This is a genomic window from Sphingomonas sp. UNC305MFCol5.2, assembly GCF_000712135.1.
Taxonomy (GTDB): Bacteria; Pseudomonadota; Alphaproteobacteria; order Sphingomonadales; family Sphingomonadaceae; genus Sphingomonas.
Genome location: NZ_JOOE01000002.1, coordinates 787,851 through 805,543 on the forward strand (window position 1 = coordinate 787,851; position 17,693 = coordinate 805,543).

The 17,693-nt window shown below is 67.7% G+C and carries 15 protein-coding genes; 14 read left to right on the forward strand and 1 reads right to left on the reverse strand.

From position 1 onward, the window contains the following. The first annotated feature begins 13 nt into the window (after window positions 1–13). The 12 genes from BR78_RS0110980 (at window position 14) to BR78_RS0111040 (ending at window position 12,101) form a co-directional block, all read left to right on the forward strand. Window positions 14–763, forward strand: a complete 750-nt coding sequence (locus BR78_RS0110980) for an ABC transporter substrate-binding protein (protein WP_231478232.1) — start codon at window positions 14–16, stop codon at window positions 761–763. Continuing rightward, window positions 760–1,731, forward strand: a complete 972-nt coding sequence (locus BR78_RS0110985; RefSeq protein ID WP_029936474.1) for a FecCD family ABC transporter permease — start codon at window positions 760–762, stop codon at window positions 1,729–1,731. Before BR78_RS0110980 ends, BR78_RS0110985 begins: the two co-directional genes overlap by 4 nt. After that, window positions 1,722–2,501 carry an ABC transporter ATP-binding protein gene (locus BR78_RS0110990; RefSeq protein ID WP_029936475.1) on the forward strand — a complete coding sequence of 260 codons (780 nt, stop codon included), beginning with the start codon at window positions 1,722–1,724 and terminating at the stop codon, window positions 2,499–2,501. The genes BR78_RS0110985 and BR78_RS0110990 overlap by 10 nt, the downstream gene beginning before the upstream one ends. A gap of 262 nt (window positions 2,502–2,763) precedes the next feature. Then, window positions 2,764–4,260, forward strand: coding sequence for a CoA-acylating methylmalonate-semialdehyde dehydrogenase (locus BR78_RS0110995; RefSeq protein WP_029936476.1), 1,497 nt, complete (start codon window positions 2,764–2,766; stop codon window positions 4,258–4,260). Window positions 4,261–4,322: 62 nt separating this feature from the next. Further along, complete coding sequence (locus BR78_RS0111000) at window positions 4,323–4,832, forward strand: hypothetical protein (RefSeq protein ID WP_029936477.1); 510 nt, start codon at window positions 4,323–4,325, stop codon at window positions 4,830–4,832. Continuing rightward, window positions 4,829–5,761: a polysaccharide deacetylase family protein gene (locus BR78_RS0111005; protein ID WP_051683300.1), complete on the forward strand. Its 933-nt coding sequence runs from the start codon at window positions 4,829–4,831 to the stop codon at window positions 5,759–5,761. The genes BR78_RS0111000 and BR78_RS0111005 overlap by 4 nt, the downstream gene beginning before the upstream one ends. Continuing rightward, a complete protein-coding gene (locus BR78_RS0111010; protein WP_029936479.1) occupies window positions 5,758–6,903 on the forward strand; it encodes an acyl-CoA dehydrogenase family protein in 1,146 nt (381 codons plus the stop codon). The genes BR78_RS0111005 and BR78_RS0111010 overlap by 4 nt, the downstream gene beginning before the upstream one ends. A gap of 94 nt (window positions 6,904–6,997) precedes the next feature. Continuing rightward, window positions 6,998–8,041: an enoyl-CoA hydratase/isomerase family protein gene (locus BR78_RS0111020; protein WP_029936480.1), complete on the forward strand. Its 1,044-nt coding sequence runs from the start codon at window positions 6,998–7,000 to the stop codon at window positions 8,039–8,041. Window positions 8,042–8,051: 10 nt separating this feature from the next. Beyond that, entirely contained in the window at window positions 8,052–8,825 is a 774-nt protein-coding gene (locus BR78_RS0111025; RefSeq protein ID WP_029936481.1) for an enoyl-CoA hydratase, read from the forward strand. Window positions 8,826–9,013: 188 nt separating this feature from the next. Beyond that, window positions 9,014–9,892, forward strand: a complete 879-nt coding sequence (gene mmsB / locus BR78_RS0111030; protein ID WP_029936482.1) for a 3-hydroxyisobutyrate dehydrogenase — start codon at window positions 9,014–9,016, stop codon at window positions 9,890–9,892. 26 nt (window positions 9,893–9,918) lie between these two features. Beyond that, window positions 9,919–10,998 carry a calcium:proton antiporter gene (locus BR78_RS0111035; protein WP_029936483.1) on the forward strand — a complete coding sequence of 360 codons (1,080 nt, stop codon included), beginning with the start codon at window positions 9,919–9,921 and terminating at the stop codon, window positions 10,996–10,998. A gap of 182 nt (window positions 10,999–11,180) precedes the next feature. After that, window positions 11,181–12,101: a hypothetical protein gene (locus BR78_RS0111040; protein WP_029936484.1), complete on the forward strand. Its 921-nt coding sequence runs from the start codon at window positions 11,181–11,183 to the stop codon at window positions 12,099–12,101. A 291-nt stretch (window positions 12,102–12,392) separates the two neighbouring features. Here BR78_RS0111040 and BR78_RS0111045 read toward each other — a convergent pair whose 3' ends face one another. After that, on the reverse strand, window positions 12,393–14,033 hold the full coding sequence (locus BR78_RS0111045) for an alkaline phosphatase family protein (protein ID WP_029936485.1): 1,641 nt from the start codon (window positions 14,031–14,033) through the stop codon (window positions 12,393–12,395). A gap of 77 nt (window positions 14,034–14,110) precedes the next feature. Between BR78_RS0111045 and BR78_RS0111050 the strand changes: the two genes are divergently transcribed. After that, window positions 14,111–16,150 (forward strand): protein-disulfide reductase DsbD family protein, encoded by a 2,040-nt coding sequence (locus tag BR78_RS0111050; protein ID WP_029936486.1) that lies wholly within the window; start codon window positions 14,111–14,113, stop codon window positions 16,148–16,150. Window positions 16,151–16,221: 71 nt separating this feature from the next. Next, on the forward strand, window positions 16,222–17,685 hold the full coding sequence (locus BR78_RS0111055) for a circularly permuted type 2 ATP-grasp protein (protein WP_029936487.1): 1,464 nt from the start codon (window positions 16,222–16,224) through the stop codon (window positions 17,683–17,685). The last annotated feature ends 8 nt before the right edge of the window (window positions 17,686–17,693 follow it).

The window sequence follows — 17,693 nt, forward strand, 5'->3', positions numbered from 1 at the left end:
CGGGGGCGGGATCGTGTCGCTTAACCCGTGTGCCGATGCGATGCTGGTCGAACTGGTCCCGCCCGACCGCATCGCCGCGATCAGCCATTATTCGCGCGATCCGGGCGCCACCTCGATCCCGATCGAAGTCGCCCGGAAATTCCACGTCAACAACGGCACTGCCGAGGAGATCATCGCGCTGCGCCCCGATCTGGCGATCATCGACAGCTTCGCTTCAGCCTCGACGCGCGAGGCGCTGGCGCGCGCCGGCGTCAAGACGTTCACGCTCGGCTGGGCGAGCACGATCGCCGACAGCAAGGTCCAGGTGCGCGAACTGGCAGCGGCGGTGGGTGCCGTGCCTGCCGGCGAAGCGATGGTGTCGCGCATCGACCGCGCCGTCGCCGGTGCGCGCACCGATGGCCCGGCGGTCCCGGCGCTGCTCTGGATCGGCGGGAACACCGTCAACGGCGCGAATACCTTGCTCGACGAGATGATGGTCAAGGCCGGCTTAAGCGACCATGCTGCGCATTATGGATTGCAGGGTACCGGCTATCTCCCGATCGAGCATGTCGTGGCCGATCCGCCGCGGGTGATGCTCGTCCCCGATCAATCCGGCCGCGACGCCAGCTCGCGCGCAGCCCAGATGCGGAGCTGGGCGCTCGCGCGCTCAGGCGCCAAGGTCCATCAGGCGCATTTCCCGCGCAGCCTCGTCAATTGCGGCGGCCCGGTGATCGCCAAGGCCATGACGCGGCTGGCCGAAATCCGCCGCGAGGTGACGCCGTGAACCGGCCGCTGTTGCTCCTCGGCCTGACGCTGCTGGTAGTCCTGCTGTTCGCGGGATCGCTGATGGCGGGCAAGGTATGGGTGCCATTCGACGCGTGGTTCTCGGGCGATCCGCGCTGGTGGATCGTCGCCGAATTGCGCCTGCCGCGCGCGATCCTCGGGCTCGCGATCGGCGCGGCCCTGGGACTGACCGGGGCGGTGCTGCAGGGCTATCTGCGCAACCCGCTCGCCGATCCCGCGGTGGTCGGCGTCTCCTCCTCCGCCGCTTTGGGCGCCGTCGCCGCGATCGTCGTCTTCGCCGCCAGCGCGCCGCTCGTCATCTTCGCCGCCGCCATGCTCGCCGCGTGCGGTTCGATGCTGCTGCTCGCCGGGCTCGCGTGGCGCGCCGACAGCCAGGTCGCCTTCATCCTCGCCGGTACCGTGCTCGCCAGCCTCGCCGGTGCGCTCACCGCCTTCCTGATCTCGATCGCGCCCAATCCCTTCGCCACCGCCGAAATCATCGACTGGATCATGGGCGCGCTCACCGACCGCAGCTTCGCCGAGGTCCAGCTGGCCTCGCCCTTCATCGCGATCGGCTGCGCCCTCCTCCTGTTCACCGGGCGCGCGCTCGACGCGCTGACCCTGGGCGAAGACGCCGCGCGCTCGCTCGGCATGCGGCTCCAGCGTACCCAGCTGCTGATCGTGCTCGGCGCGGGACTCGCGGTCGGCGCCAGTGTCGCGGTGACCGGGGTGGTCGGGTTCGTCGGGCTGATCGTGCCGCATCTGCTCCGCCCGCTGACCGGCGCCAAACCCTCGGCGCTGCTGCTCCCAAGTGCGCTCGGCGGGGCGGCATTGGTCCTCGCCGCCGACAGCCTCGTCCGGCTGGGTCCGGGCGCTTCCGAGATCCGGCTCGGTGTGGCGATGGCGCTGCTCGGCACGCCGTTCTTCTTCCTGCTCCTCCTCAAGATGCGGCGCTCGGCATGGAGCTGAGCGTCAGCGATCTCGCCGTCAGCCTCGGCAATCGCCGGGTGTTGAACAACGTCACCGCCGCCTTCCAGCCCGGCCGCGTCACTGCGATCCTCGGCGCGAACGGCTCGGGCAAGTCGACGCTCGTCAAGACGCTCGCCGGGCTGCTTGATCCTGACGACGGGCAGGTCAAACTCGGCACGCGTCATATCGCCCGGATCGAGCCGCGCGAACGCGCCCGGATGATCGGCTATCTGCCGCAGGATGCGACGGTGCACTGGAACATGCAGGTCCGCGATCTCGTCGCGCTCGGCCGCCTGCCGCACCGCTCGCCCTTTGCCGGCACTTCGCAGGCGGACGCGATGGCGATCGGCGCGGCGCTCGGCGCCACCGATACGCACCCCCTCGCCGATCGCGGTGCCGATCAGCTCTCGGGCGGCGAGCGCGCCCGCGTCCTGCTCGCACGGGTGCTCGCCGGCGAACCGCAATGGCTGCTCGCCGACGAGCCGCTCGCCAGCCTCGATCCGGTGCACCAGTTGGGGCTTCTCGACCAGCTCCGCGCGCTTGCCGCGACCGGGATGGGCGTAGTGATCGTCCTCCACGACCTGATCCAGGCCGCCCGCGCCGCCGACGACGTGCTGCTGCTCAAGCAAGGCGAAGCGGTGGCATTCGGCCCCGCCGCGGAGGCACTGGCGCACCAGCCTTTGCGGGAAGCGTTCGGCGTCGAAGTGATGATCGTCCCCGACGAACGAGGACGCCTGCTGCCCGTACCGATCGGGCGGACGAAGGTCTAACGCCTCTTCTTCGTCACCCCGGACTTGTTCCGGGGTCCACCGGCCCGCAAGCCACGGCGCGCGAAGCTTCGAGGGTGCTCTCGACGCAGGCGAGCCCCAGCGAGTCACTCTATTCGCTTTGCTATCCGAAGTTGCGCAGTGGACCCCGGCACAAGGCCGGGGTGACGATAAATGGGTGGGGCTGACAGCCGCCAGTCGATATGCCATTGCGCAATAAAATTACACGACGAGTCGGGCCGTGGCGCCCGCCGCAGGAGAGTTTATGCGCACGATCGACCATCTCATCGCGGGTCATGCAGGCGGCGGCGCAGCCCGCACCTCGGACGTGTTCGATCCCAATACCGGGCAGGTCCAGGCGCGCGTTTCGCTGGGCACACGGGCCGATCTCGACCGTGCCGTCGCCGCCGCACAGGCCGCGCAGCCCGGCTGGGCCGCGACCAACCCGCAACGCCGCGCCCGCGTGATGTTCAGGTTCAAGGAGCTGGTCGAGGCGAACATGGATTCGCTCGCGCACCTGCTTTCCTCCGAACATGGCAAGGTCGTCGCCGACGCAAAGGGCGACATCCAGCGTGGGCTCGAAGTGATCGAGTTCGCCTGCGGCATCCCGCACGCGCTCAAGGGGGAATATACCCAGGGCGCGGGCCCCGGCATCGATGTCTACAGCATGCGCCAGCCGCTCGGCATCGGCGCCGGCATCACGCCGTTCAACTTCCCGGCAATGATCCCCTTGTGGATGTCGGGCGTGGCGATCGCCTGCGGCAACGCTTTCCTGCTCAAGCCCAGCGAGCGCGATCCGTCGGTCCCCGTCCGCCTCGCCGAGCTGATGCTCGAGGCCGGGCTGCCCGAAGGCATCCTGCAGGTCGTCCACGGCGACAAGGAAATGGTCGACGCGATCCTCGATCATCCGGCGATCTCTGCAGTCAGCTTCGTCGGCTCGTCGGACATCGCGCATTATGTCTATCGCCGCGGCGTCGATGCCGGGAAGCGCGTCCAGGCGATGGGCGGGGCCAAGAATCACGGCATCGTCATGCCCGATGCCGATCTCGACCAGGTCGTCGCCGATCTTTCGGGCGCGGCCTTCGGCTCGGCGGGCGAGCGTTGCATGGCGCTGCCGGTGGTCGTCCCCGTCGGCGACAAGACCGCCGATGCGCTGCGTGCCAAGCTGCTCCCCGCGATCGAGAAGCTCCGCGTGGGTGTCTCGACCGACAAGGACGCGCATTACGGCCCGGTGGTGAACGCGGCACACAAGCAGCGCGTCGAGAACTGGATCCAGACCGGCGTCGACGAAGGCGCCGAACTCGTCGTCGACGGCCGCGGCTTCCAGCTGCAGGGGCATGAGCAGGGCTTCTTCATCGGCCCCTCGCTGTTCGATCGCGTCATGCCCGACATGCAATCGTACAAGGAAGAGATCTTCGGGCCCGTTCTGCAGATCGTCCGCGCCCCAGATTTCGAGACCGCGCTGCGCCTTCCCAGCGAGCACCAATACGGCAACGGCGTCGCGATCTTCACGCGCAACGGCCATGCCGCGCGCGAGTTCGCCGCGCGGGTGAATGTCGGAATGGTCGGGATCAACGTGCCGATCCCGGTGCCGGTGGCCTATCACAGCTTCGGCGGCTGGAAGCGCAGCGCGTTCGGCGACATCAACCAGCACGGCATGGAAGGCGTCCGCTTCTGGACCAAGACCAAGACCGTCACCCAGCGCTGGCCCGACGGCTCGCCGGACGGTGGCAACGCCTTCGTCATCCCGACGATGGGATGACGGGATCGACCTTGCGCCGCGCGGCGTTGGGGTCGAAACCGAAACGAATCGAGGGACTCGAGATGCGCAAAACCGCGATGATCGCCGCCATCAGCCTCGCCGCATTGTCGCTTGCCGGCTGCGGTGGCGGCACTGAAAGGACCGCGACCAACGACAGCGTGGTGCTGACAGACAACAGCGTCGCGACCACCCCTGCACCGCCCGAGGCTGCGCCGACAACCGCCCCGGCGCCCACCGCCTCGCCCTCTGATACCGGCACCGGCATCCCCGTGGCGCTGCAAGGCCGCTGGGGCCTGGTCCCCGCGGACTGCACCTCGACGCGCGGCGACAATAAGGGACTGCTGACGATCACCGCCGATACGCTGCGCTTCTATGAATCGGTCGGGACACTCGGGAAGGTGGCCGAACGCGATGCCAGGCGGATCGTCGCCGACTTCGCGATGACGGGCGAGGGCCAGAGCTGGACGCGCCGGATGGTGCTGGACGCGGAGGATAATGGGAAGTCGCTCGTCCGCCGCGAGCAAGGCGCCGACGCAATGCTCGGCCTGCTGCGCTATCAACGGTGCGCATGATCCGCGGACTCGCCAGCGCCCTCGCCGCTTTCGTCCTGCTCGTGGTCGCTCCCGCGGCGACGGCGCAAAAGCGGATCGCGCTCACGTTCGACGATACGCCGCGCGGCGTGGGCGCCTTCTTCACCATGGAAGAACGCAGCAAGCGGCTGGTCGCGGCGCTCAGGAAGGCGCGGGTCGAGCAGGCCGCCTTTTTCGTCAATCCGGGCAAGGTCCAGGCGCCCGCCGACGAAGCAGTGGTGGATCGCTATGTCCGCGCCGGCCATGTCATCGCCAATCACAGCTTCAGCCACCCGCACCTCAACAAGCTCGCGGTCGCCAATTATCTCGCCGATATGGACAAGGCCGAGGCATGGCTCGAGCCGCGTCCGGGCCGACGCCCGTGGTTCCGGTTTCCGTTCCTCGACGAGGGCGGCAAGGACAAGGCCAAGCGCGATGCGGTGCGCGCGGCGCTGGCCGAGCGCGGGCTGACCAACGGCTATGTCACGGCCGAGGGCTCCGACTGGAATATCGAGCAGCTCACGGTCGATGCGAAGAAGGCGGGCAAGAAGATCGACATGGCCGCGCTGCGCGACCTCTATGTCGAGACGCACGTCCAGGCCGCCGATTTCGCCGACGCGCTGATGATCAAGACGATCGGCCGCTCGCCCCCGCACGTCATGCTGCTGCACGAGACCGACATTGCCGCGCTCTACATCGCCGATCTGGCAAAAGCGCTGCGAGCCGACGGCTGGGAAATCGTCTCCGCCGACACGGCCTATGCCGACCCGCTCAAGACCGCCGCCCCCGACGTGCCGAGCGCCAACGGCACGCTCACCGAATTGCTCGCCTGGGAAAAGGGCCTCCCCGCCCCGCGCTGGTACGAACGAAACAACATCGCCCTCGCCAACCGGCTCTTCGCCGAGCGCGTGCTGCACGAGAAAGCCCCATGACCACGCAATTCGACCTCACCGACGAGCAGCTCCAGATCCAGGAGATGGCACGCCAGTTCACCGCCGACGCGATCACCCCGCATGCGGCGGAGTGGGACGAGAAGCACATCTTCCCCCGCGACACGATCCGCGCCGCGGCCGAGCTCGGCTTCGCCTCGATCTACGTCTCCGAGGCGAGCGGCGGGATCGGGCTCGGTCGGCTCGAGGCGGCGCTGATCATGGAGGCGATGGCCTATGGCTGCCCGTCGACCAGCGCCTTCATCTCGATCCACAATATGGCGAGCTGGATGATCGACACGTTCGGCAGCCAGGCAGTGAAGGACAAGTACCTGCCCTCGCTGATCACGATGGAGCGCATTGCGAGCTATTGCCTCACCGAACCGAGCTCGGGATCGGACGCCGCGGCGCTCAAGACCCGGGCGGTGCGCGACGGCGACCATTATGTCGTCAACGGATCGAAGCAATTCATCTCGGGCGCGGGCGAGAACGAGATCTATGTCACGATGGTCCGCACCGGCGAGGAGGGCCCCAAGGGCATTTCGTGCCTCGTCATCGAGAAGGACATGCCCGGCGTCAGCTTCGGCGCCAACGAGCGCAAGCTCGGCTGGCATTCGCAGCCGACCCGGCAAGTGACCTTCGAGGATGTCCGCGTGCCGGTCGAGAACCGGGTCGGCGGCGAAGGCGAAGGCTTCCGCTTCGCGATGATGGGCCTCGACGGCGGCCGGCTCAACATCGGCGCCTGCTCGCTCGGCGGGGCGCAGCGCTGCCTCGACGAGGCGATCCGGTACACGAAGGACCGCCAGCAATTTGGGCGTCCGATCGCGGACTTCCAGAACACCCAGTTCACGCTTGCCGACATGGCGACCGAGCTCGAGGCCGCCCGCGCGCTCCTCTATCTCGCCGCCGCCAAGGTTACCGCCGGCGCGCCCGACAAGACCAAATTCGCGGCGATGGCCAAGCGTTTGGCCACCGATACGGGTTCGAGCGTTGTCGACCGCGCGCTCCAGCTGCACGGGGGATATGGCTATCTGCAGGACTATCCGATCGAGCGCTTCTGGCGCGACCTGCGGGTCCATTCGATCCTCGAAGGGACCAACCAGGTGATGCGGATGATCGTCGGGCGCGAGCTGACGCGGCAATGAAGCGCCCTCCCGATCCGTTCGTGTCGAGCGAAGTCGAGACACATTGGCCGAGCGAGAGCTTCTCGACTTCGCTCGAAGCGAACGGTGTTCCTTTATGACCGACGAGGTCCTCACCTTCACCGAAGGCCGTATCGGCCGGATCCGGCTCAACCGGCCCAAGGCGATCCACGCGCTCGACACCGCGATGTGCGCCACGATGCTCGAAGCGCTGGCGGGATGGCGCGGCAATTCCGCGATCGAGGCGGTACTGATCGATCACGCCGCGGGCCGGGGTTTCTGCGCGGGCGGCGACATTCGCATGATCGCCGAGAGCGGCGCCGGCGACGGCGTGCAGGCCCGCGAATTCTTCCGCACCGAATATCAGCTCAACCACGCGCTGTTCACCTATGCCAAGCCCATCGTCGCGTTCATGGACGGCATCACCATGGGCGGCGGCGTCGGCATCTCGATGCCGGCCAGATATCGCGTGGCGACCGAGAACACCCGGTTCGCCATGCCCGAAACCGGGATCGGCCTGTTCCCCGACGTCGGCGGCGGCTGGTATCTCTCGCGCCTGCCGGGACGAATGGGCGAGTTCATCGCGCTCACCGGCGCGCGTCTCGACGGCGCCGAGTGCCTCGCGCTGGGCATCGCGACGCACTATCTGCCCGCCGCGGCGCTCGACGGCGTCAAAGCGAGAATCCTCGCCGATCCGGGATCGATTCCGTCGATCCTCGAATCATTCGCCGTTCCCGAGCCGGAACCCAAGGTCGTCGCGCATCGCGAGGCGATCGACCAATTGTTCGCGGGCCAGACAGTCGAAGCGATTCTCGCCGCGCTCGAAGCCGATGGGAGCTTCTGGGCACTGGCGCAGCGCACATCGCTGCGCGCCAAATCCCCCCAGGCGATGAAGGTCTCGCTCCATCTCATCCGTCAGGGCCGCCACATGCCCAGCTTCGAGGACGAGATGCGGCAGGAGTTCGCCGTCGCCTCGCGCGTCGTCCAGCGGCCCGATTTCGCCGAGGGCGTCCGCGCAGTGATCCTCGACAAGGACAATGCGCCGCACTGGCAGCCCGCGACGCCGGAGGGCGTCACCGATCACGTCATCGACCAGATTTTCGCGCCCTTGCCCGACGATCAGGCATGGACGCCGGCCTGAAGGAGCAGAAATGGCCTACGAAACCATCCTCGTCGAGCAACGCGGCGCGGTCACGCTCGTCACGCTCAACCGCCCGCAGGCGCTGAACGCACTCAACAGCCAGGTGCTGGCCGAGCTGCTCGACGCCATGCACGCCTTCGACAAGGATGCGTCGCAGGGCTGCGCAGTGATCACCGGCAGTGAAAAGGCCTTCGCCGCGGGCGCCGACATCAAGGAGATGCAGGCACAGGGCTTTGCCGACATGTACGGCCACGATTTCTTCGCCGGCTGGGACGCGTTCACGCGCACGCGCAAGCCGATCATCGCCGCGGTGGCAGGCTATGCGTTGGGCGGCGGCTGCGAGCTGGCGATGATGTGCGACTTCATCCTCGCCGCCGACAATGCGAAGTTCGGCCAGCCCGAAATCAAGCTCGCCGTCTCGCCGGGCATGGGCGGATCGCAGCGGCTCACGCGCGCGGTCGGCAAGGCCAAGGCGATGGAAATGTGTCTCACCGGCCGGATGATCGACGCCGCCGAGGCCGAGCGCGCCGGCCTCGTCGCGCGCATCGTTCCCGCAGCCGAGCTGGTCGAGGACGCCGTGAAGACCGCCGCGACGATCGCCGGCATGGCGCCGCTAGCGGTGCTGGCGAACAAGGAGATGGTCAACGCAGCGTACGAGACCACGCTGGCGCAAGGCGTTGCCTTCGAGCGCCGGCTGTTCCACGCTTTGTTCGGCACGGTCGACCAGAAGGAAGGCATGACCGCCTTCGTCGAGAAAAGGCCGGGGAACTGGACGGGGAAATGACTTACGTCCCCTCTCCCCTCGAGGGGAGAGGGTTGCGCAGTCTAGGGTAAGAACCCAGACAAGCCATTGATAAATTTCAGTCATCCCGGTGACGAAGAAAGATATGAGTCCTCAGCCTAGGCAGCAAGCTGCCAAGCTGCGGTATCCTCTCCCCTATCAAGGGGAGAGGTAAGGTCTAGAGAGGATTTATGGCACGCATCGCATTCATCGGGCTGGGCAATATGGGCGGCGGGATGGCCGCGAACCTCGCCAAGCACGGGCACGACGTCCGCGCCTATGATCTTTCCGCCGAGGCGCTCGACAAGGCGAAGAAGGCCGGTTGCTTGCCCGCCGAAGACGCCAATGCCGCGATCGAGGGCGCCGAGGCAGTGATCACGATGCTGCCCGCCGGGCGCCATGTCGAAGCCGTCTATACCGACAACATCCTGCCCCATGCCGATGCCGGCGCGATCCTGATCGATTGCTCGACGATCGATGTCGCCACGGCGCGCCGCGTCGCCGAAGCCGCCGCCGCCCACGGCCTCGCCGCAGTCGACGCGCCGGTCTCGGGCGGGATCGCGGCAGCCAATGCCGGCACGCTCACGTTCATGGTCGGCGGCAGCGAGGCGGCGTTCTCGCGCGCCGAGCCCTTCCTGTCGGACATGGGCAAGGCCGTGATCCATGCAGGCAGCAGCGGCGCGGGCCAGGGCGCCAAGATCTGCAACAACATGATGCTCGGCGCGACGATGATCGCCACCTGCGAGAGCTTCGCGCTCGCCGAAAAACTCGGGCTCGACCTGCAGAAGCTCTACGACATCGCCTCGGTCAGTTCGGGGCAGAGCTGGTCGGTCACGAGTTACTGCCCCGTCCCCGGCGTCGGCCCCGAGACCCCGGCCGATCGCGACTATCAGGGCGGGTTCGCCGCGGCGCTGATGCTCAAGGACCTCAAGCTCGCGCTCGAGGCCGCGGCCGGCGTCGGCGCGCAAACCCCGATGGCCGCGCGCGCCGAAGAACTGTACGAGCGTTTCGCCAACGGTGAAGGCGCGACGCTCGACTTTTCGGGCATCATCAAGATGCTCAAGGGCTGAGGACGGCGCCCGGGCAGGCAAGGGGCATGGCGATGATGCGGATCCTGCAGCACTGGACATGGGCGGCCCCGGCCGCGGCGTGGCTTCTGCTGGCGACGAGCAAGGGCATCGCGGTTCCGCCGCTGGTGCTGGGCATCGCGCTGATCGCCACCGTCCTCGCAGCGGTGCATCACGCCGAGATCGTGGCGCACCGGGTGGGCGAACCTTTCGGCACGCTTCTGCTCGCAGTGGCAGTGACGATCATCGAGCTGGGGCTGATCGTCACGCTGATGAGCGCGGCCGGCGAAGGCGCTGCGACGTTGGCGCGCGACACCGTGTTTGCCGCGGTGATGATCATCCTCAACGGGCTGGTCGGCATCTGCATCCTCGTCGGCGCGATCCGGCATCGCGAGCAGACCTTCCAGCAGACCGGAGTCAGCGCCTCGCTCGCGGCGCTCTGCGCGCTGACGGTGCTCACGCTCGTCCTGCCCAATTTCACCGTAACCAGCCCCGGCCCCGCTTATGCGCCCGCCCAGCTCGGCTTCGTCGCGGTGGTTTCCTTCCTGCTCTACGCGACCTTTGTCGGCGTGCAGACGGTCCGTCACCGCGACTATTTCCTACCCCCGCGCACGACCGTGCACGACGCGGACACGCACGCCGATCCGCCGTCCGACCAACGTGCGCTCGTCTCCGCCGCATTGCTCGTCGCGTGCCTCGGCGGCGTGGTGCTGCTCGCCAAGACATTGGCGTATCCGATCGAGAAATGGGTGCTCGCGGCGGGCGCCCCGCAGGCAGTGGTCGGCGTCATCATCGCCGCCCTGGTATTGCTGCCCGAAAGCATCGCGGCGGTCCGCGCGGCGCTCGCCAACCGGCTCCAGACCAGCCTCAATCTAGGGCTCGGCTCCGCGCTCGCCACGATCGGCCTGACCATACCCGGCGTCGCGGCATTGTCGCTGTTCGCCGATATGCCGATCTCGCTGGGACTGGGACCCAAGAGCATCGTATTGCTGTTCCTCACGCTGATCGTATCGACGCTGTCGCTGGCGACCGGCCGGACGACGATCCTGCAGGGCGCGGTGCACCTCGTCATCCTGGGCGTCTATCTGTTCACCACGATCGTCCCTTAATCCCAATACCGTCATCCCCGCGAAAGCGGGGACCCATCTCCTGAACGAGCAGCAGAATGCGCCGGCGACTTCGTGGATAGTGTTGGAGATGGCCCCCGTTTTCGCGGGGGTGACGAAGAAGAGAGCGGGGAAGAGGGCACCGGTTAACCCGCTCTTTGCACCCAGGCGCGTAGGATCGGCACATGCGCGCCATCCTCCTCCTCGCCCTCGCCTCGCCTGCCGCCGCGCAGGAGCGACCCGCCCCCTTCGTCGTCGCCGAGACGGGACAGGGCTATGCCACGATCGACGAGGCGGTCACTGCGATCCGCGACGACAATGCGACGATCCTGATCGCGCCCGGCACCTATCGCCAGTGCACGGTCCAGACCGGTGGCAAGATCACTTTCAAGGCGCGCCAGCCCGGCACCGTGATCTTCGAAAAGGAAGTGTGCGAGGAAAAGGCCGGCTTCGTGCTGCGCGGCCGCGGCTCGACGATCGATGGCATCGTCTTTCGCGGCTATGCCGTCTCCGACGGCAACGGCGCCGGCATCCGTCACGAGATGGGCGACCTGACGATCACCAACTCGATGTTCCTCGACAGCCAGGAAGGCATTCTGGGCGGCGGGCATGAGACCGTCCGCCGGATCAGCATCGATCGCACCACCTTCGCCGGACTCGGCCAGTGCGAGACCGAGAATTGCAGCCATGCGATCTATCTCGCGGTGGACGGCGAGGTCTCGGTCACGCGCTCGCGCTTCGAGCGCGGCACCGGCGGGCATTACGTCAAATTGCGTGCGCGCCGCGTCAACATCACCGATTCGAGCTTCGACGACAGCGCCGGCAAGAAGACCAACTACATGATCGACCTGTCCGAGGGCGGCACCGGGCTGATCGCGCGCAACACCTTCGTCCAGGGCAAGAGCAAGGACAATCATTCGGGGCTGATCGTCGTCGCGGCCGAGGGGAAGACCTATCCCGCGCGCGGACTGCGGATCGAGGACAATGTCGCCAGCATGGCCCCCGGCGCGCCGCCGAATCCGGCGTTCGTCGCCGACCTGAGCGGCGAGACGATCGAGCTGAGCAACAACCGCCTCACCGGGATGCGGTCGTTCGAGCGACGCTAAATCCCGCGCCTCCGCCCTCCGTGCTCCTGCGAAGGCAGGAGCCCAGGGTTACAGGGGACATCGCTCGAGACCCCAGGCTCCTGCCTTCGCAGGAGCATGGACTTTGACTAGGGTGCTGCTCATCGCCGCCGAAGCGCGGCACTGGCAATGTAGGATTTGCCGTGCCAGCCTTGCGTCCCCGCTCTTTGAACCGTCGAGATTCCACCCGCACACGCGCGTAATATTCGTGCGCCACCGCGCAACGAAATTAGCGAAATCGCGGGAAAAGTGCGAAGTTAAGCTGACCAAATCCTATTTGCAGGTGCTTCCCGGCCCCGAATCGAGATCGAGGCAGCGCCCGTCGATCTGCACCGGCACCGGCACTCCGATCAGCGACGCCAGCGTCGGCGCGATATCGACCGTCTCCACCGACAGCGGCTGCTCGAACCCGGTCATGCCCTTGCGCCAGAACAGGATCGGCACGCGCCGGTCATAGTCCCAGAAACTGCCATGCGTCGCGACATAGCCGGGGCCGGGGCTGGCGATCGGCGTCACGCGCGGCTTGAGCGCGACGACCAGATCGCCCGAACGCGCCGGATCATAGGACTGGCGCGCGCGCTCGAGCAGAGTCCAGGTCTCGGGCGGACCCTTGGGCGCGCCGGTCGCGGCGATCTGGGCGCGCGTGAACACCGCCTGGACCTGCGGATGCGCCGAATAGCGGCGGATCGCCTCGGCCTCGACCGCGGCGCGCTGCGCCCTGGTCAGCTTCGGGTCGAAATAGACGTCGCCCGCCGTGCTGCCGACCAAGGTCGGCCCCGCGATGCCGAGCTTGGCCGCGATCTCCTTGCCGAGCGCGCTCGCCGCCAATGCCGGATCGACGCGCGCCGCCATCGGGGCGGCATGATCGCGGTTGCGCTCGGGGAGATCGTGCCCGCCATGATCGGCGGTCAGCACCACGGCATAATCGACGCCGGTCCTGTCGAGCACGGCGAACAATTTGCCCAGCGCCTGATCGAGCGCGGTCATCTGAAGGCACATCTCGCTGCCTTCGGTGCCGAGGCTGTGGCCGACATAGTCGGTGGCCGAGGCGCCCAGGATCAGCAGATCGGTGTGCGCGCCCCGCCCCAGCTTCATGTCGGTGGCGAGCCCGGCGCCCAATGCGAGGATGGCCTCGTCGAATTCGGGCGAGGCGCGGAAGGCGCGGACGTCGCCGGCGGCGCGCGCGAACCGCCCTTCACCGACCGAAAATGCGGGAGTCACCGGCACGGCGCGGCTGCGAGCCTGGCAGAACGGCGTCAGCTCCATCGGCTCCTGCGCCTCGGCAAGCCGTTGGGTGACGCCGGCGTTGACCCGGGTGACCATCGCCGGCTCGGCGCGGCCGGCATAGGAGACGAAGCCCTTGCCGTCCCACCACCAGAGTTCGTCGACCTTGTGCCCGCCCATCATCACGGCGGCGCGGTCCTTGCCCGCCACCGAGACGACGCGGCTCCCTGGATCGGCCGCCTTCATCCATTCGCCGAGGGTCGGCACCTTCAGATGCTTGTCCGACACGGTGTATTTGCTGGAGGTGCTGCCGGGAACGCTCTCGTCCTCGGCGCAATAGACCGTCTTGTCCTCGCGCGGCGCCGAGAAATCGGTCCAGTCGTTGGCGATGATCCCGGTGCGGGCGGGCCGCGCGCCGGTGAGGATCGTCGAGTGGCCGGGACAGGTCTCGGTCGCGGCGTGGCTCTGATAGCCCGAGGGGAACACCGCGCCCGACATCAGCCGCGCGAAGCCCTCGCGGAACTGGCTGCGATATTCGGCGAACAGGTCCGCCGAGAACTGGTCGACCGAGATCACCACGACGAGCTTGGGAGGCGCAGCAGGCGCGGCGGCAGCGGGTGCGGAAGCCTGTTGAGCGGCGGCAGGCGTGGCGGCGAGCAGCGCCAGCGCGGTGGGAAGAGCGAACTTCATCGAGAACGAGGCTCCGAGGCGTGAGGAAATCCGTGCCCAGCTATTGTCCATTGGCCGATCCTGGGCAAGGACGCGACATGGCCTGGCTACGTTTCGTGTTGATGTCGCTCGCGCTCTGGCTCGCGATTGCGCCCGCTTCGGCGCAAGCGCCGGGCAAGGGACCACATGTCCGCATCGCGCTGATCGCGGAAACCGACCATCCCGCGCCCGGCAGTGAAGTCACGCTCGCCTTCGCCTCGACGCCCGAGCCCGGCTGGCATGCCTATTGGGAAAATCCGGGCGATGCCGGGCTCCCTGCCCGTGCCGAATGGACGCTGCCGGCGGGCGCGAGCGCGGGGCCGCTGCGGTACCCCGTGCCGCAGCGGCTGATCATCGGCGAGCTGATGAACTATGTCTACGAAGGCCCGTTCGCGCCGCTCGTGACGCTCAAGATCCCCGCCGACGCCAAGGCCGGCGATCCGTTTCCCGTCCACGTGAAGCTGGATTATCTCGTCTGCACCGACCAGATCTGCGTCCCCGAAAAGGCCGAGCTCGAGACGAGGCTGACGATCGGCGACGGGGCAGTCCCGGCCGATCGCCGCACACGTTTCGACGGCTGGCGTGCGGCCCTGCCCAGGCCGCTCGGCGCACAAGCGACGTATCAGGTCGACGGCAAGACATTCCGGCTGGGCGTCCCCTTCCCCGCCGCGGCCTCGGTGGCCGGCGAAGGCTATTTCTTCCCGCTGACCGACGGCGCGATCGAATATGCCGCGCCCCAGCGCGTGGTGCGCGACGGCGACCGGGTAGTGATCGAGGCGCCCGCCAAACGTCCGGCGGGACCGATCCGCGGCGTGCTCGCTTTCGGCAGTCTGGGCTTCACACTCGATGCCACGCCCGGCATCGTGGCGCCGGCAACGACCTCGGCCGCGGGGGCGAGCGACTGGCTGTGGACCGCGCTGATCGCCTTTCTCGGCGCCGTGCTCGGCGGGTTGATCCTCAACGTGATGCCCTGCGTCTTCCCGATCCTCAGCCTCAAGGCGCTCAGCCTCGCCAAAGCGGGTGACGCGGAAGGCAATCCGCGCGGCGAGGCCCTCGCTTACACCGCAGGCGTGGTGCTGACATGCCTCGCGCTAGGCGGCGCATTGCTGGCGGTGCGCGCAGGTGGCGTGGCGGTGGGCTGGGCGTTCCAGCTGCAGGACCCGCGCGTGATCCTCGTGCTGCTGCTGCTGGTGACTGCGATCGCGCTCAACCTCGCCGGTCTGTTCGAAGTTCCCGCCCCCGGCTTCGTCAATCGCGCCTCGGCCCGCGGCCATGGCGGCGCGTTCATGACCGGCGCGCTCGCCGCCTTCGTCGCGACGCCGTGCACCGGGCCGTTCATGGGCGCAGCTCTGGGCAGCGCGTTGATCCTCCCCCGGCCCGCGGCGCTCGCGATATTCGGCGGGCTGGGGCTCGGCATCGCCCTGCCGTTCCTCCTGCTCGGATTCGTCCCCGCATTGCGCCGCCGCTTGCCCAGACCCGGCGCGTGGATGGAGACGATGCGGCGCATTCTCTCGGTGCCGATGTTCCTCACAGCGCTGGCGCTCGCCTGGGTGCTGGGGCGTCAGGCGGGCGCCGACGGGATGACGATCGGCCTGGGTGCTGCATTGCTGGCGTCGCTCGGCTTGTGGTGGGCGGGCCGGCGGCAGGCACGCGGGCTCAGCCGCGCCTGGCTTCCCGCATTGCCGCTGTTCCTGCTCGCGCTCGCCGCGGTCGTGGTCGTCCGCCCGGCGCCCGCCGGTGCCGAGCGTCCCGCAATCGCCGGTGCCGAGCCGTTCAGCGAAGCGCGACTGGCGGAACTGCGCGCGACAGGCCGCCCGATCTTCGCTTATTTCACTGCGGACTGGTGCCTGACCTGCAAGGTCAACGAAAAGGCCGTGATCGAGACCCGTGCGGTTGCCGATGCCTTCGCCAAGGGCAATGTCGCGGTGCTGGTCGGCGACTGGACCAATGGCGATCCGGCGCTCGGCCGCTTCATCGAGGCGCACAACCGTGCGGGCGTCCCGCTCTACCTTTGGTACAAGCCGGGCAGCGGGGAGCCCGAGGTCCTCCCACAGGTTCTCAGCCAATCGCTGCTCGCCGACCGGGCCGCCGCAAAATAGCCCCCCTTGTGCAACGCAGCAAAGCGTTGCAGCATGGAACTTGCGGCGATCTGCTGCACTTGGGAGCGTTGATGGCGACAGGCGGAGCGTTCGACGAGATCTGGGGGCATGGCGGGCCTGAGGCACCGCGGCCCGAATTCGCCGCGCTGTCGCAATGGGTGGCCGACACCCCGGCTTCCGAACTCCAGCGCCGCCAGCAATCTGCCGAGGCCGCGTTCCGTCAATTGGGCATCACCTTCGCGGTCTATGGCGACAGCGACGCCGCCGAGCGGATCATCCCGTTCGACATCGTCCCACGCGTGTTCCTCCATCAGGAATGGTCGCGGCTGTGCGAAGGGCTGGTCCAGCGCGTCGAGGCGATCAACGCGTTCCTCGAGGACATTTACGGCGAGCGCCGCATCCTCAAGGAAGGGCTCATCCCGCCCGAACTGATCTATCGCAACGAGCAGTTCCGCCCCGAAGTCGCCGGCATCCGCCCGCCACACGGGGTGTGGGCGCATATTTGCGGGATCGATCTCGTCCGCGTGGGGCCCGACGAATTCTATGTGCTCGAGGACAATGCCCGCACGCCTTCGGGCGTTTCGTACATGCTCGAGAATCGCGAGGCCATGCTGCGGCTCTGCCCCGAACTGTTCCGCGATTTCCGCGTCGCGCCGGTCGATTCCTATCCCGATATGCTGCTCGAGACGATGCGCTCGGTGGCGCCGGGCAACAATCCGCACCCGGTCTGCGTCGTGCTCACCCCCGGCCATTTCAATTCGGCCTATTACGAGCACAGCTTCCTCGCCGATTCGATGGGGATCGAGCTGGTCGAGGCGGCCGATCTGGTGGTCGACGACGACGTGGTCTGGGTGCAGACGATCGCCGGACGCGTGAAGGTCGACGTCATCTATCGCCGGATCGACGACGATTTCCTCGATCCGCTCACATTTCGACCGGATTCGCTGCTCGGCGTTCCAGGACTGATCGCCGCCTATCGCGCGGGCAATGTCGCGCTGATCAACGCGCCCGGCAACGGCATCGCCGACGACAAGGCGATCTATTCGTACATGCCCGAAATCGTGAAATTCTATTCGGGCGGCGAGGCCAGGCTGCCCAACGTCGAGACCTTCCGCTGCCGCGAGCCGCAGGCGCTGAAATACGTGCTCGACAATCTCGATCAACTGGTGGTCAAATTGGTCGACGGATCGGGCGGCTATGGCATGCTCGTCGGCCCGACCGCGACCAAGGCGCAGATCGCCGATTTCCGCGCGGCGCTGATCGCCGAGCCCCATCGCTACATCGCCCAGCCGACGCTGGCGCTGTCGACCGTGCCGACGATGAGCGATTCCGGGCTCGCCCCGCGCCATGTCGATTTCCGCCCCTTCGTCCTGACCGGCAGCGACGGAGTACATGTCGTACCGGGTGGCCTCACTCGGGTGGCGCTGCGCGAAGGCTCGCTGGTGGTCAATTCGAGCCAGGGCGGCGGGACCAAGGACAGCTTCGTGTTGATGGAGGGCACAGCGTCGCAATCCCAATCGCAGAGGCGGAGCTAGGCGCATGC